Here is a 16,158-nt window from a genome sequence, read left to right as displayed (position 1 = left end):
GCATATCCAGATGATATGCTGCTTTTTTTTTGAAAAAAAATTAGAATATGATAAAAGTCATATTTTAAAAAAGTAATCAAAACTACTTTTGGTGTATTAATTATCAGGCAAGATATGAGCGTAATATACCTACTACTAGCACTAAGTATTTTAGTGGCAATTGTATTCTTTATCGCATTTATTTATTCAGTAAAAAAAGGGCAGTATGATGATTCTTATACGCCTTCTGTAAGAATGTTGTTTGATGATGAACTTGTAAAAGAAAACAATAAAAATTAATTAGACTTTTAAACATCAATTTATGGAAATGCAACAATTTTATTATGACAATAAAATAGTCAAAAAGTTTATCTACGCTACACTTCTATGGGGGATAGTAGGTTTTAGTGTAGGTTTACTTTTAGCTTTTATGTTTTTATTCCCAAATTTAACAGACGGAATTTCTTGGTTAAGTTTTGGTAGATTAAGACCATTACATACAAATGCAGTGATTTTTGCTTTTGTGGGTAATGCAATTTTTGCTGGGGTTTATTACTCATTGCAAAGATTATTAAAAGCAAGAATGGCTAGTAATTTTTTAAGCAATTTTAATTTCTGGGGATGGCAAACTATTATTGTAGCAGCCGCAATTACATTGCCTTTAGGTTATACAACATCTAAAGAATATGCTGAATTAGAATGGCCAATAGACATTGCAATTGCTTTAGTTTGGGTAGCTTTTGGTGTAAATATGATTTGGACTATATTACAAAGAAGACAACGTCATTTATATGTTGCTATTTGGTTCTATTTAGGAACATTTGTAACAGTTGCAGTGCTTCATATTTTTAATAGTTTAGAATTACCTGTTAGTTTCTTAAAAAGTTATTCTGTTTATGCAGGTGTACAAGATGCATTAGTTCAATGGTGGTATGGTCATAATGCTGTAGCATTTTTCTTAACAACACCTTTTTTAGGTTTAATGTATTATTTTGTACCCAAAGCTGCAAATAGACCTGTATATTCTTATAGATTATCTATTGTACATTTTTGGTCTTTGATTTTTATTTACATCTGGGCAGGACCACATCATTTATTATATACATCATTACCAAACTGGGCGCAGAATTTAGGGGTTGCTTTTTCTGTTATGTTAATAGCTCCTTCTTGGGGAGGTATGATAAATGGATTATTAACTTTAAGAGGTGCTTGGGATAAAGTAAGAACAGACCCAACTTTAAAATTTATGGTTGTTGCAATTACTGGTTATGGTATGGCAACTTTTGAAGGCCCAATGCTATCTCTTAAAAATGTAAATGCAATTGCTCACTTTTCTGATTGGATTATTGCTCACGTTCATGTTGGTGCATTAGCTTGGAATGGTTTCTTTACTTTTGGGATGTTGTATTGGTTAATTCCTAGAATGTTTAAAACTACATTATACTCTAAAGCATTAGCAAATTTCCATTTCTGGATTGGTACTTTAGGTATTATTTTATATACATTACCTATGTATGTAGCTGGTTTTGTACAAGCTTCTATGTGGAAACAATTTAACCCTGATGGTTCTTTAACTTATGGTAATTTCTTAGAAACTGTAAATGAAATTATACCTATGTATTGGATGCGTGCAATTGGTGGTACAATGTTTATTATTGGTGCAATTGTAATGCTTTACAATGTTGTAAGAACTGTAAAACAAGGTAGAGGAGTAGAAGATGAGTTAGCAGAAGCTGCAGCTTTAACAAAAGTATCAAAACACAGAACAAAAGGAGAAGGCTACCATACTTGGTTAGAAAGAAAACCTATTAAATTAACAATTTATGCAACAGTTGCAATTCTAATTGGTGGTATTGTACAGATTATACCAACTTTATTAGTCGAGTCTAATATACCAACAATAAGCAGTGTAAAACCATATAGTCCTTTAGAATTAGAAGGTAGAGATTTATATATAAGAGAAGGTTGTGTTGGTTGTCACTCTCAAATGATTCGTCCTTTTAGAAGTGAGGTAGAACGTTATGGAGAATATTCTAAAGCAGGTGAGTTTGTTTATGATCATCCATTTTTATGGGGTAGTAAACGTACAGGACCAGATTTACATAGAATTGGTTCTAAATATTCAGATAGCTGGCATTTAAACCATATGTACGATCCGCAAAGTACATCTCCAGGTTCAATAATGCCTGCTTACAAATGGTTAGTTCGTAGTGAGTTAGATAAATCATCTACAGAAGGTAAAATGAAAGCTATGGTTTCTTTAGGTGTTCCTTATTCTGATGAAGAAATAGCAAATGCACAAACATTAATGGATACTCAAGGAAAACAAATTGAAGAGAACCTATATCAAGATCCTGATTTTGCTAAAACCTATGAAGCTGATAAAAAATACGCTAAAGATAATGGGCAAGAATTTGTAGAAATGAAAGATAGAGAAATCGTTGCTCTTATTGCTTATCTACAAAGATTAGGTACAGATATTAAAGTAAAAGACGAACAACAAATTTCTAAAAAATAAAGTATGCTAAAATTTGTAAAAAACCATATGGAAAGTATTACAGGTATAGAAATATACCCATTAATATCATTAATTATCTTCTTTACCTTTTTTGTAGCCTTGTTTTGGTGGGTGTTTACTGCAAAAAAAGAATATATAAATAAGGTAAGTAACATTCCTTTAGATCACTAAAAAAACAAAAGAAATGAAAAAAAAGATTCAATCTACAGTTTATATATTATTTGTAATAATAACATTTTTTGCACTTTTAAAGTCTTTTATGGCTTATGAAAAACCATTAAATTTCTTAGAAAACCCTTTAGTTTGGGTGGCTTTAATAGGTTTTATTTTAGTATTGATTTTAAAAGAATATGTAAATGTTTTAGCTATAACTAAAGCTAGAGAATTACAAAACGAAAAAGATGGTATTGCACCAGAAGCACCAAATCTTTGGATTAAAAAGATTATAAAATCTTGGACAAAGGCTAAAGCAGTTGAGCAAGAAGAAGAAATTATTTTAGATCATAATTATGACGGAATTAAAGAATTAGATAATTCTCTTCCACCTTGGTGGGTATATATGTTCTATGCTACAATAATATTTGCTGTTGTTTACTTAGTTCGTTTTGAAGTAATGGATGGTGATACACCAGAAATGGAATATGAAAAAGCAGTAGCAGAAGCAAGAATAGAAATTAATAAATACAAAGCAACTTCACCAGATGTTTTTGATGTAGCTAATTTAGAACTTTTAACAGACGAAAAAGATTTAAAAAGAGGTAAAGCTGTTTTTAATTTAAACTGTGCTTCTTGTCATTTAGCAGATGGAGGTGGTTCTATTGGGCCAAACCTTACTGATGAATATTGGATTCTTGGTGGTGGAATTAAAAATGTTTTTAATACAGTTTCTAAAGGTGGTAGAGATGGTAAAGGTATGATTGCATGGAACAAAACTATAAAAGCAGAAGATATTGCAAAGGTTTCTAGTTATGTTTTGTCTTTGCAAGGCACAACACCTGCAAAACCAAAAGCACCTCAAGGAGAAGTGTGGAAAGCTGATTAAAAAAGATATAGAAGTAAGCTTTAATATTTTTTGAAAATCTAAATAGAAAAGTAAATAAAGAATTAAAAGTTAGTTAGTAATAGTAGTATGGAAACACCCAATAACGAACATTTTAGAGATAGTATTGGTACTATAAACGAAGAAGGTAAACGTTCTTGGGTTTTTCCTAAAAAGCCAAGTGGAAAGTTTTACAAGTACAGAACCTATGTAAGTTACTTTTTACTTATTTTTTTATTGTCAGCACCTTTTATCAAAATAAATGGTAATCAATTTTTACTTTTTAATGTATTAGAACGTCGTTTTAATATCTTCGGATTTCCTTTTTGGCCACAAGATTTTCATCTTTTGGTAATTTCAATGATTACAGGTGTTGTATTTGTAATTCTATTTACGGTAGTTTTTGGTCGTTTGTTCTGTGGATGGATTTGTCCTCAAACCATTTTTATGGAAATGGTTTTTAGAAAAATAGAGTATTGGATTGATGGTGATAGAGGAAAACAAATCCGTTTACAAAAACAACCTTGGAATGCAGAAAAAATTAAAAAGCGTTTACTAAAATGGTTTATCTTTTTTATAATATCATTTTTAATTGCAAATGTGTTTTTAGCTTATTTAATTGGTGGAGATACTGTAATAAGTTACATAACAGGTAATCCTTTAGATAATATTAGAACACTTATTTCTTTATTGATTTTTACAGGTGTATTCTACTTTGTGTTTGCTTGGTTTAGAGAACAGGTATGTATAATTGCTTGTCCTTATGGTAGGTTACAAGGTGTTTTATTAGATAATAAAACTATAAATGTTGCTTACGATTACAAACGAGGAGAAAGAGAACAAGGTAGATCTAAATTTAAGAAAAATGAAGATAGAGCAGCTTTAGGAAAAGGAGATTGTATAGACTGTAAACAATGTGTGGTTGTTTGCCCTACAAATATAGATATTAGAAATGGTACACAATTAGAATGTGTAAACTGTACTGCTTGTATAGATGAATGCGATCATATTATGGAAAGTATAAACCTACCAAAAGGTTTAATTAGGTACGCAAGCGAAGAAAATATTGCAGAGAAAAAAACATTTCATTTTAGTGCAAGAATTAAAGGCTATTCTGCAGTTTTATTAATTTTAGTTGGTATTTTAGTTGGTATGCTGTTCTTAAGAAATAATGTAGAAGCAACCATTTTAAGATTACCAGGCCAATTGTATGAACATAAAGAAAATAATATTATCAGTAATGTTTATACATACAAAGTAATTAATAAAACTACAAAAGATATAGAGGATGTTAGCTATAAAATTCTATCTCATAATGGAGAAATAAAACTGGTTTCTAATCACAATTTTGTAGTGCCAAAACAAGGTTTAGCAGAAGGTACTTTGTTTATAGAATTAAATGCATCTGTCTTAAAAGACGATAATATAGATATAGAAATTGGTGTTTTTAGTGGTGATAAGTTAATTGAAACAACAGAAACAAATTTCTTAGGGCCAAGAAATTATAGATAAATCTTAGAAGCTTAGATTTTTAATAAAAATGAAAATCTTTACGATTGATGAACGAGTGAAATAGTATGTTAATTATTATAGATTAATTAAGAGATTACATAGTAATGCAGGCAAAGACTAAAATAAAATAAGAAATTATGAAATTTAATTGGGGAACAGGTATTGTAATAACTATCATCGCATTTATAGCGTTTATAATGTATTTTGTAATTACAATGAGTACAGATCATGCCTATAGTCACGATTTAGTAACAGAAAAATATTACGAAGCAGAATTAAATTATCAGCAAGAAATAGATGCAAAACAAAATGCATTTAATTTAGACGATAAAGTTAATATTCAAAGAGATAGTAAAGGTTTGTTAATTAAATTTCCAGAAAAATATCAACCAAAAGAAATTAAAGGAAAAGTGTTCCTATATAGACCATCTAATAAACAATTAGATTTTGAAATACCTATTTCAATTTCTAAAAATTATTTGCTCGTGCCTGAACAACGTTTATTAGATGGTCGCTGGAACATTAAAATTCATTGGAACTATAAAAATAAAGATTATTTATTAAAAGAAGAAATTGTTTACTAATGTTGTTATCTGCAATCATATTTGGTTTATTAGGTAGTTTTCACTGCATAGGTATGTGTGGGCCAATAGCATTTATGTTACCTGTAGATAGAAAAAAACCAGTTAAAGGTTTTTTTCAAATTGTTAGTTATCATTTTGGTAGATTGTTTACTTACAGTTTAATAGGTCTTTTATTTGGTTTTTTAGGTAAAGGTTTTTACTTGTTTGGTTTTCAGCAACAACTATCAATAATTGTTGGAGTTTTAATGATTGTATCTATTTTATTTCCTAAAATTTTACAGAAATTTTCAATATCAAAAAAAATAAGTACTATTATTTTAAAAATTAAAAATGCTTTAGGAAAAGAATTAAAAAAGAAAGGAAATGACACTTTTTTTACAATAGGTTTTTTAAATGGGTTTTTACCTTGTGGCTTAGTATATATGGCACTTTTTGGAGCTTTAGCAACTTCTAATGCTTTTTTAGGCAGCTTATATATGTTCTTATTTGGCTTAGGTACAATTCCGTTAATGACAGCTTTTGTCTATTTAGGAAATTTTACAAAAGGCAGTTTTAGAAATAAAATTCAAAAAGTAATACCTATTTTAGTTATATTTATTGGTGTTTTTTTTATTGTTAGAGGGTTAGGTTTGGGTATTCCATATATTTCTCCTGCACCAATATTAGAAATGGCAGGGGATACAATAACTAAATGTCACTAGTAAATTTTTGTTTTACTTATCTACACTAAATTTATTTTAATCGACACTAGTTTGGTGTTTATCTGCTGTAATATACTTTATTTAGAAAAATAAAGTAATTTTGCTTGGCTAAACCATTCTATGATGCATAAAAGTAAATTAAAAATTTTATTGGTAGAAGATAATAAAATAGAAATAATAAAATTAAAAAAATCTATTTCTAATGAACTTCAAAATTATGTTCTAACAATTGCAAATAATGGTTTAGAAGCACTGTCTTGTGTAGAAAAAGATATACCTAGTATGATCTTGTTAGACTTAAACATGCCAGATATGAATGGTATTGAATTTTTAACCATAATTAAAGAGAAAAAAGATTTAAAACACATTCCTGTAATTATATTAACCACTTCAAGTAACAATGATGATATATCAGAATGTTATAGATTAGGTATTGCAGGTTATGTAGTAAAACCTCTTAAATTTGAAGATTACGAGTTAAAAATACAAGCAATAATGAATTATTGGAATTTCAACGAATTTTTAAAAATATAAAATTATGAAAGGTATTGTTTTTACAGAATTTTTAGAATTAGTAGAAGAGAAGTTTGGTATAGAAATGGTAGATAAAATTATTACTTCATCAGATTTAGAATCTAATGGAGTTTATACTTCTATTGGTACCTATAGTTTTTCTGAAATGTTACAACTTTTACAACATTTAAGTAATAATACTGGTGTTTCTATAGATGATTTATTATTAGTTTATGCAGAACATTTTTTTAGTGTCATAGAAAAAAGTTACCCTGGTTTATTAGCTACCTACAAAGATCCTATAGAAATGATATCTTCAATAGAAAATCATATTCATATAGAAGTTAGAAAAATATATCCAGATGCAGAATTACCTGTTTTTATTTTAGAAGAAAAAACAAAAAATTCATTAACACTTATTTATAAGTCAAGTAGAGCCATGCATCATTTTGGTTTGGGTTTAATGAATAAAACATTCGAACATTTTAATAGTTCTGCAGAAATTGTGCTAGAAAAAATTAAAGAAGATGGTACAGAAGTTCGTTTTGTAATTACAAAAAATTAATGAGTCAAGATAAAATTGACATATTAGAAAGAGCACTTTTAAGGCAAAAAACCGCCAGAAAACAAGCTGAAAAAATTCTCGAAGAAAAATCTTTAACGCTTTATAATACTTCACAACAATTAAAAGAAGTAAATAAAAAGTTAGAGGGTTTGTTAGATGAAAAAAGTTCTCAGTTAAAAGGTGTTTTCGAGAACATTAATGATGCTTATTTAGTAATGGCAATTAATGGTAGTGTTCTTAAAATGAATGATGTTGCAGAGACCCTTTTTGGTTTTAACCCAAAAGAAACAGAAGTTAATGTACTAGATTTAATATATAAAGAAGATTACGATTATGCAGTAAAATCTTTTTTTGAACTATTAAATAAAGGTCGTTTTTCTAATTTTAGTGCAAGAGTTACGTCAAAAAACAATAAAATTAAATGGGTGAATATAAATGCTAGTATAATTTATGATAAGAATAATAAACCCATTGCAGCACAAGGTATTGTTAGAGATGTAACCAAGCAGAGAGAAGAACAATTAGTTTTAGATTTAGTAAATAATACTGCTAAATCTGTTTTAGGAAAAGAAGATTTAAGTGAAATTGCTTGGGAAATTTCTAGCAATATTGCCAATTATTTAGGTAATAACGATTGTGTACTTTACTTGGTAAATAAAGAAAATAATACTTTAGATCAAATTGCTGCTTATGGCGAAAAAGTTAATGGTAGTAATAAAGTTTATAATAACGGAATTTTACCACTAGGTAAAGGTATTTCTGGTAGTGTAGCATTAACAGGTATATCAGAAATTATTAATGACACTTCTAAAGATAAAAGATATATTTATGAAGATAAAATAAGGTCTTCAGAAATTACAGTGCCAATTATTAGTGATGGTGAAGTTATTGGAGTTATAGATGCAGAACATGAACATAAAAATTACTTTACTCTAGAACATAAAAAAACCATAGAAAATATTGCAAACCTTGTTTCTTTACAATTAAAGAGTGCTATTAACTTAAAAGAACGAATTAAAGTTGAACAAGAAAATAAAGATTTAGTAGCAGAGTTAAGAAGAAGTAATGATGAACTTAAAGAATATGCACATATTGTTTCTCACGATTTAAAATCACCATTAAGAAGTATATCCGCTCTTGCAACTTGGATAAAAATGGATAATGAAGATAAATTTGATGAAAATAGTTTAGAAAATTTTGATAATATCGATTTAACTTTAGAGAAAATGGAGAATTTAATTACAGATATTCTAAAGTTTTCGAGTATAAATACAAATGCCAAAGATAATGACAAGGTTAATTTAAATGATTTGGTAAAAAACCTTATTAATACAATGTATGTGCCAGATATTATAAGCATAAATGTATTAAATACTCTTCCTATTGTTCAAGGTGATAGTGTAAAATTTGAGCAACTTTTTCAAAACTTAATAGGTAATGCAATTAAATTTAGTGACAAAGAAAATGCATTTATAAATGTAGATTTTAAAGATCAAGGAGAGTTTTATAAATTTTCTGTTATAGATAATGGAATAGGTATAGAAAATAGACATTTTGATAAAATTTTTAAGATTTTCCAATCACTAAAAATATCCGAAGATTCCACAGGAATAGGTTTATCTATAGTAAAGAAAATTATAGATATTTATAAAGGAGAAATTTGGGTAGAATCTGAACTTGGTAAAGGAACTACTTTTCATTTTACAATTAAAAAAGAATAAAAATAATCAAGCTATTATTAAAAAAATAGCATTTGGTAAACCAAAAATTGTAGATTTCACTAAAAATAATAGTAATTATCATTAAAATTATTTAATTTTAATAAAAAAAATAGATTACTATGAAATGTATTATTGTTGATGATGAAAAAACAGCTAGAGAAATTATTAAAACGCTGTGTAAAGAATTCAATAATTTAGAAATTGTTGATGATTTTTCTGATGCAATACAGGCCATAAAATTCTTAAATGAAAATACTGTAGATTTAATATTTTTAGATATTCATATGCCGAATTTTAGTGGTTTAGATTTTATAAAATCATTAAAAAATCCACCAAATATTATATTATCTACTTCAGACCCAAAATTTGCTTTACAAGCTTTTGAATATGATTTTATAGTAGATTATTTATTAAAACCAATAGAACTAGCTCGTTTTACAAAAGCAATTAAAAAAGCAGAAAATAAAAGAATACCTTTAATAAAAAAATCCTCAGGCACTCAAGAAAAAGATGTTTCTAATGATTTTTATGTAAATATAAATAGACGTCTAATAAAAATAGATTTATCATCTATATATTTGGTAGAAGCTAAAGGAGATTATATTCAAATTAAAACAGATGATAAAAATTATATTGTTCATTCTACATTAAAGAAAATTGAAGAAAAATTACCAGAATCATTGTTTTTAAAAATTCATAGATCGTATGTTATAAATATAAAAAAGATCATTGATATAGAAGACAACAGTGTCTTAATAAAAAAAGATGTTATACCAATCAGTAGGTCTAAAAGACCAGAATTAATGAAACGTTTAGATTTACTTTAAAACATTAATCTTCACTTAATTTTATTTTATCTATAGATAAAATGTAAATAACGAAAAATCAAATTTTAGATTTTAAATAGTTTTTATTTTTGTGGTATAAAAAATAAATCCACCATGAAAAAACTATTATTAATTCTTACAATTACATTCGTAAGTGTATTAAAAGCACAAACTTACAGTTACTTAGGCGAATATTCTAACATCGGAGTTCCATTATATTTAGAATCAGAAAGAGATGTTGTTTCTAATGAAACTTTAGAAATGATTAACAAGTCGTTACCAGAAAATTATCCAGTACCAGATTACAATCCACAATACATAACTGCTGGTTATGATACAGATATTAAATTAAATGAAAAGGCAGATGTTTGGGTAACATTTGTTAGTGAAGGTGCAGGATTTAAAAATACTTTAGGCTTTTATACTTACGATTTAGATAGCCCACTTACAGAATCGCCAGCATTACAAGATATAACTATAATTTTTCCTAATGCTTCTGCTTTACATAGTGGGGGTGGACTGCAAGTTGGTGATAAAGTAAAAATTGGAAACTTTGAAGCTGGAACAGGTATTGGTTGGGTTTTAATTGCAAATGGATGGAGCCAAACTACAGAAGCTGTTGGTTGGGGTAATTGGAGATTATATTCTAATCCAGATTTTAATCCAGAGAATAATGAAGAGTTAAGAAACCATAATGTTTTATTAGCAGACCCAGATAACGAAAGAGTAATTTTAGGTTTTGAAGATTTAAGAAGAGATTATGGTTCTGATGATGATTTTAATGATGCTATTTTTTATGTAACTGCAAGTCCTTACACAGCCATAATTACAGATAATTTAACTGAAGTTACAGAAGATGATAATATAACATCTGCTAACGATGGTGGTTTAGAAAGTAATGGTTCTTTAGCTAACTTAATTGCAAAAAGAAATTTTACAAGAGAAAAAGTTAAGAATAATTATAATAAGAAAGAAAATCAAGAAAAATATTCTAAAGCAGCATATAATTCAAAATCTAATACAATAAGTTTAGCAGAATATTTACCAGAAACTGGTATGTATAAAACAGAAGTTGCAAAAGTTTCTAGCCCAGAAGACTTATTAGATATTACAAATGCTAAAGAGATTTTTTCTTTAGATATGTATCTAGGAGAAAAAAGAGTTTCTGCAGTATTAGCAACAACTACAGAAGGTAAAATATATGACCATTCTAAAATAATCTGTGATCGTTTAAACAATTCTAGTTTAGAGGATATTAGAACAATACAAACAAGAGGACATCAAATAATAGCAAGTTCTATTAAAAGAGCTACAGGAGAATTAGAACATACCCTTAGTTTTTCTATAAAAACTGATTCTGATGATTTTGAGTTGTTCAGCTTTTGGAATATTGAACAATATCCAGAAGGAGATTATCAAAACTTTCAAATTTGGGGAAGTTCTTTTTCACAAGTCTTCACAATTGCAAATCATATTATTGATACTCATACTGAATTAAATGGTTTAAAAAGCACTAAAGTAGACCAAGTTTTACCTAATGTTTTTGTAAAATCTGGTAAATATTTAAATGGTGTAATAGAATTACAAATTGTAAACAAAACAAATGAAACATCTGTAGATTTTGTAGGGAGTATTGCAAATACAGAAGTTTCAAATCATCAAGAAGTTAGAGAAACATTTACTTTAACAGGTAATTATAACGAAGTTTTAAAAATAGAAACTGGTGTTTTGTTTGATATTGGTTTTTCTTTAGAAACAGCTTCTTCTCTACAAAAAGATGCTTTATACTTAGCAGACGGTCCTTGGGGATTAGATTATTTAGAAGATTTAGCAGAAGTAAACGAATTTAACATTACAACAGAAGAAAGGGTTTATGATGATAATAATTTTGATGTAGATAGAAATATATCTTTAACAGGTAATGTAAAAGGAAACATTAATTTATTCAGACACCTTTTACCTGGAGATCAAACTTTAGAAGCTACTGAATTTAATTTTATGAACTTTAAAATTTCTAATAATCAACCTGTAGAAATTGTAATTATGCAAGAAGATGATAGAACTTGGGATAATAGATTAAGATATACAATACCAGTAAATTCTGATAAAAATGAAATGAGTCTTTCTTTTGATATGTTTAAAGATGCAAATGGAACATCAGCAGAAATTAAAAACATTAAAACAATTGTTTTTTCAGTAATTGGTGATTATTCTACATTTAAAACATTCAATTTAACAATAGACAACCTATCTTTAAGTGCTTCTAATAGTGTATTATCTACAGAAGAATTTTCAATATTAGATGAAAGTAAAGTTTTAAACTATCCAAATCCTTTTTCAAGTACTACAACTATAGTATTACCAACTATATCTAGTGCTGTTCAAATTAAAGTTTTTGATTTATTAGGTAGGGTAGTAGATTTTAAAAATTTAGATACTTCAAGTACAAACAATAAAGTAAGTTATACTGCTCCTTCTTTAGGTACAGGTATTTATAAATTCGTATTAAAAGATGATTCTAATAAAACTTACAAAGGAACTTTTGTAATAAGACAATAATATTTTATAAATAAAAATCCCTAATTTTATTGAAGAGACTAAAGTTTATCTTTAGTCTTTTCTTTTTTATAGAAAGGTTTAGCTAAAAAGTACCATTTAAAACGTAAACCAAACTCAGTATATGTAAAACCTGCAGAACCAGCAGTTGCAACTGCAGAAGCAATATTACTTTGTAGGCCATAAAAATTAATTAATGCACGTTCAGAAAACTTATAACCAAGATTACCTTGAATTCTATAAGTACTTTGTTGGTCATCATCCTCAATATACTGTAAACCAGTTGCTGCAGTTAGGCCATAAAACCATTCTTTCTTTTTTGCAGCAGCTTCATCTTTTATTAAATTAACAAAAACTTCTACAGCATTAAATTTACTAGGACTAAAGTAAATGGTTGGTACTTGATTTTTAAATGATATATATTGATAATTGATACCTCCTTTTATTGATGGTTTTGCTAAAATATTATAATACAAAGAGGTAAATAATAAATTTCTTGCATTATCATCATTTTGAAAAGTATAATAATATTGACTAAACCAACCTAAATTAAAATTGGTATTTAGACTATAGTTCACGATAATATTATTCTGTACAATTTCTCTATCTAATAATTCTGCATTAAAACTTTGTATATCTCTTTTATAACCAACTTCTAAATTTTGAAGCTTAAATGGTTTTATTTGTAATGAAATATCTGCAATTAATTGATTGTATTTATTTACTTCTGAATCTGATGCAGTAACTCCTAAAGTACCTTTTAAAGTTAAATTATTTAGTAATTGATATGATGCACCTAATAACAAGTTATTAGATGAAGCTTTTAAATCTGTAACACTGTTAGATGTTGTTCTAAAATTATAATTTGCTAAAACTTTAAATTTTGTAGAAAAAGGAATTTCTATGTTAGCAGTATATGAATAAGCTTCATTATTACCATTATCATAAGAATATGCAGCTTTACCTTCAAAATTTGGTGTAAAACTTAAATCTAACTGTTTTATAAAATTAGTAGCATCTTTTTGTTTATCGTAAAATTTTAAGGTGTTTTCTGCACTAGTGTAGGCATTGTTATAATAACCAGAAGCTTTTAATGCATTTGCTTTACCAAGGTTACCATCAAAAGAAGCACTATCTTTTTCTAAAATTAAATTATAATCGGCAATACTCTTTTTAAAATCACTCTTATAAATATTAAGAGTTGCTCTTAAACTTAACATCCAATTTTCTATTGGTTTGCTATTTTCTATTAATTCATTAATTGCTGTATCTGCTTCTTTATATTTTTTATTCCAAATTAACGCCTGTATATTTCTTTCTGTAGTTTGTTTTTTTAGGTCTTTATCAGTTTCAGGAGTAATGTTTTTAACAGCTTCATTACTAATTTCTAAAGCTTTTTTATCATCTTCTCTTAAATGATATACTAAAGAAATTCCGTTTAAAGAAGTAAGTAGATTATCTTTTTTTAATTTTTGATAAACTTCTTCTGCTTTATTAAACTGATTAGAAATTAAATATAAATTGGCTAAATTTAAAAGGGTTTCCTTATCATCTTTAAATGATTTAAAATTCTCTTTTAAAAGATTTTCTGCTTCTTTATATTTTTGGTCTGTAACTAGCGTATTTGCTAAACCTAAACGCATATATTTTTTAGAAACCAGTGCATTTGGGTTACCAGGTAACACTTCTAAAGCTTTATCAACATTTATTAAGGCATTTTTATATTCTTTTAAATTAGATAAAGTATTTGCATAACCTAAAAGCGCAGCGAAACTTTTATCATTTTCTTTTAATAATTTTTGATAATAGACTTTTGCATCTGGGTAATTTGCACTCCATAAAAGAGATTCTGCATAATTTAATTTAACTTCAAAATCTGTAGGATAATCTTTTAATAAATTTACAAAAATACCTACAGCTTTTTCTGCATCACCATTTAAACCTACAGCTCTACCATAACATAATCTAGCTGTTTTATTAGTTGGATATTCTTTTAATACTTGTTTGAAAAAAACTTCAGCTTTTTTGTATTTACCTGTTTCTAAATAAGTAAAACCTTCTTTCATTTCTTGTGTAAAACAATTGAGGCTCAATATAAATAAGATGAAAAATGAAATAAATTTTAAACGCATAGAACTTTTTATTGGAGGTTAAATAATTGAATTTAATTATCAGAAATAAAGGTAATTGTTTTTTGTTTAATATAATAGTTTAAAAATTTGTTTCTGTATGATATTTATATTAATTTAATAAAAAATTAAATCAAACAATATTTAAAATTATTAGTATGATTTCGTCCCTCAAAACATTGCTAAAAAAAGTAAAACCAGAACAAGTATTTATGTTAAGCGTTTTGCTTGTAAATGGTGGTAATTATTTATACAATTTAATCTTAGGAAGATATTTAGGCCCAGAAAAATTTGCAGATGCTGCAATTTTAATCACTTTTTTGCTTGTTTTATCTTTTGTAGCCATGACGTTTCAGTTGGTTACTGCAAAATTCTCAGTTTTATTCGAAGGCACAGTTTTTAATAATTTTATATCTAAAATGTTTAAAAACTCTACAATTGTAGGTGTAATTTTAGGTTTACTTGTAGTGTTGTTTTCTACCCAACTACAAATATTCTTTAGAACAACTACAGCAACAATGTTTGTGGTTTTTGGTTTAGGAATCCCTTTTTACTTTTTAATGAGTGTAAATAGAGGTATTTTTCAAGGTAAAAAAGAACTTAATTCTCTTTCAATCACTTATCAAGGAGAAATGATTAGCAGATTGTTAATCACTTTTTTACTTTTTTGGTTGTTAGATATTGAATCATCAATATTAATATCAATTGGTATTTTTTGTTCTTTTATCATTGCTTTATTTCCTTTTAAAACAAAAAATATTTCTTTTTTTAAATCGATTAAATTAGAAGACACAGAAAGAAAATTAGTTAGAAACTTTTTTATAATTACTGCATTTTATGAATTAACTCAAATCATTATTAATAATAGCGATATTTTATTAGTAAAACATTATTTTAATTCTGTTGATGCAGGTTTATACGCTTCATTAGCATTAATTGGTAGAGTAGTATATTTTATTGCTTGGATGTTTGTAATGCTATTATTACCAACCGTAATTCAATTAAAAAAAGAAGGTAAATCTACATTACCAATTTTAATGAAATATGTAAGTTATATAGCTGCAATTGCTGCTACTATTATTATAAGTTGTTTCTTTTTTCCGAATCAAATTATAGGAATACTTTTTGGTGGTGAATATGTTTCTATAGCTCCTTTATTATGGAAATATGCTTTGGCTACTGGTATTTTTGCGGTATCAAATATATTTGCCTATTACTATTTGTCATTAGATAAATATATACCAGTTGTATTGTCTGGTTTATTTGGTATGATGCAAGTTGTTTTCATCATTTTTTATCATGATTCTTTAGAGCAAGTAGTACATGTGCAAATATTAACTATGATATTATTATTGATTATGCAATTAAGTTTTTTCTTTTTATCTAACTTTAAAGAACGATTAGCAAAATCTAAACAATAACACCATTTAACTAAAGATTTCTGTCTTTAAACAATTTATAAATATAAATTTTTTAGATTTTTTTAAATTTAAAAATTATTAAAAACAACTACT

The 16,158-nt window shown here is 26.9% G+C and carries 14 protein-coding genes; 13 read left to right on the top strand and 1 reads right to left on the bottom strand.

What is annotated here, in order from left to right; genetic code table 11:
• Window positions 1-114: 114 nt before the first annotated feature.
• The 12 genes from ccoS to ACJJVK_RS14765 all read left to right on the top strand — a co-directional run bounded on the left by ccoS (window position 115) and on the right by ACJJVK_RS14765 (window position 12,518).
• Window positions 115-279 carry a cbb3-type cytochrome oxidase assembly protein CcoS gene (gene ccoS, locus ACJJVK_RS14820; protein WP_405567348.1) on the top strand — a complete coding sequence of 55 codons (165 nt, stop codon included), beginning with the start codon at window positions 115-117 and terminating at the stop codon, window positions 277-279.
• A gap of 22 nt (window positions 280-301) precedes the next feature.
• On the top strand, window positions 302-2,497 hold the full coding sequence (gene ccoN, locus ACJJVK_RS14815) for a cytochrome-c oxidase, cbb3-type subunit I (RefSeq protein WP_405567346.1): 2,196 nt from the start codon (window positions 302-304) through the stop codon (window positions 2,495-2,497).
• Between the two features lie 3 nt (window positions 2,498-2,500).
• Entirely contained in the window at window positions 2,501-2,668 is a 168-nt protein-coding gene (locus ACJJVK_RS14810; protein ID WP_068359046.1) for a cytochrome C oxidase subunit IV, read from the top strand.
• 13 nt (window positions 2,669-2,681) lie between these two features.
• Window positions 2,682-3,539 carry a cbb3-type cytochrome c oxidase N-terminal domain-containing protein gene (locus ACJJVK_RS14805; RefSeq protein ID WP_405567344.1) on the top strand — a complete coding sequence of 286 codons (858 nt, stop codon included), beginning with the start codon at window positions 2,682-2,684 and terminating at the stop codon, window positions 3,537-3,539.
• Between the two features lie 87 nt (window positions 3,540-3,626).
• Window positions 3,627-5,048 carry a cytochrome c oxidase accessory protein CcoG gene (ccoG, locus tag ACJJVK_RS14800; RefSeq protein ID WP_405567341.1) on the top strand — a complete coding sequence of 474 codons (1,422 nt, stop codon included), beginning with the start codon at window positions 3,627-3,629 and terminating at the stop codon, window positions 5,046-5,048.
• Between the two features lie 137 nt (window positions 5,049-5,185).
• Window positions 5,186-5,632 (top strand): FixH family protein, encoded by a 447-nt coding sequence (locus ACJJVK_RS14795; protein ID WP_405567338.1) that lies wholly within the window; start codon window positions 5,186-5,188, stop codon window positions 5,630-5,632.
• Entirely contained in the window at window positions 5,632-6,333 is a 702-nt protein-coding gene (locus ACJJVK_RS14790) for a sulfite exporter TauE/SafE family protein (RefSeq protein WP_405567335.1), read from the top strand. Before ACJJVK_RS14795 ends, ACJJVK_RS14790 begins: the two co-directional genes overlap by 1 nt.
• A gap of 120 nt (window positions 6,334-6,453) precedes the next feature.
• On the top strand, window positions 6,454-6,867 hold the full coding sequence (locus ACJJVK_RS14785) for a response regulator (RefSeq protein WP_405567332.1): 414 nt from the start codon (window positions 6,454-6,456) through the stop codon (window positions 6,865-6,867).
• A 4-nt stretch (window positions 6,868-6,871) separates the two neighbouring features.
• Window positions 6,872-7,411: a heme NO-binding domain-containing protein gene (locus ACJJVK_RS14780; protein ID WP_215996070.1), complete on the top strand. Its 540-nt coding sequence runs from the start codon at window positions 6,872-6,874 to the stop codon at window positions 7,409-7,411.
• Window positions 7,411-9,132, top strand: a complete 1,722-nt coding sequence (locus ACJJVK_RS14775; RefSeq protein WP_405567329.1) for an ATP-binding protein — start codon at window positions 7,411-7,413, stop codon at window positions 9,130-9,132. The genes ACJJVK_RS14780 and ACJJVK_RS14775 overlap by 1 nt, the downstream gene beginning before the upstream one ends.
• 119 nt (window positions 9,133-9,251) lie before the next feature.
• Entirely contained in the window at window positions 9,252-9,959 is a 708-nt protein-coding gene (locus ACJJVK_RS14770) for a LytR/AlgR family response regulator transcription factor (RefSeq protein WP_405567326.1), read from the top strand.
• 114 nt (window positions 9,960-10,073) lie between these two features.
• The gene (locus ACJJVK_RS14765) at window positions 10,074-12,518 is read left to right on the top strand and encodes a DUF4114 domain-containing protein (RefSeq protein ID WP_405567323.1); all 2,445 of its coding nucleotides are present in this window, start codon (window positions 10,074-10,076) and stop codon (window positions 12,516-12,518) included.
• Between the two features lie 38 nt (window positions 12,519-12,556).
• On the opposite strand, the gene ACJJVK_RS14760 is transcribed toward ACJJVK_RS14765, so the two are convergent.
• Window positions 12,557-14,647: a tetratricopeptide repeat protein gene (locus tag ACJJVK_RS14760; RefSeq protein ID WP_405567320.1), complete on the bottom strand. Its 2,091-nt coding sequence runs from the start codon at window positions 14,645-14,647 to the stop codon at window positions 12,557-12,559.
• A 155-nt stretch (window positions 14,648-14,802) separates the two neighbouring features.
• On the opposite strand from ACJJVK_RS14760, the gene ACJJVK_RS14755 reads away from it, so the two are divergent.
• Entirely contained in the window at window positions 14,803-16,065 is a 1,263-nt protein-coding gene (locus ACJJVK_RS14755; RefSeq protein WP_405567317.1) for a sugar isomerase, read from the top strand.
• Window positions 16,066-16,158 lie beyond the last annotated feature (93 nt).

Origin of the sequence: Polaribacter sp. Asnod6-C07, assembly GCF_045063625.1 — a bacterium.
Lineage (GTDB): Bacteria > Bacteroidota > Bacteroidia > Flavobacteriales > Flavobacteriaceae > Polaribacter > Polaribacter vadi_A.
Note: the sequence above shows the minus strand (reverse complement) of the source record. Positions and strands in the feature narration are given on the sequence as shown.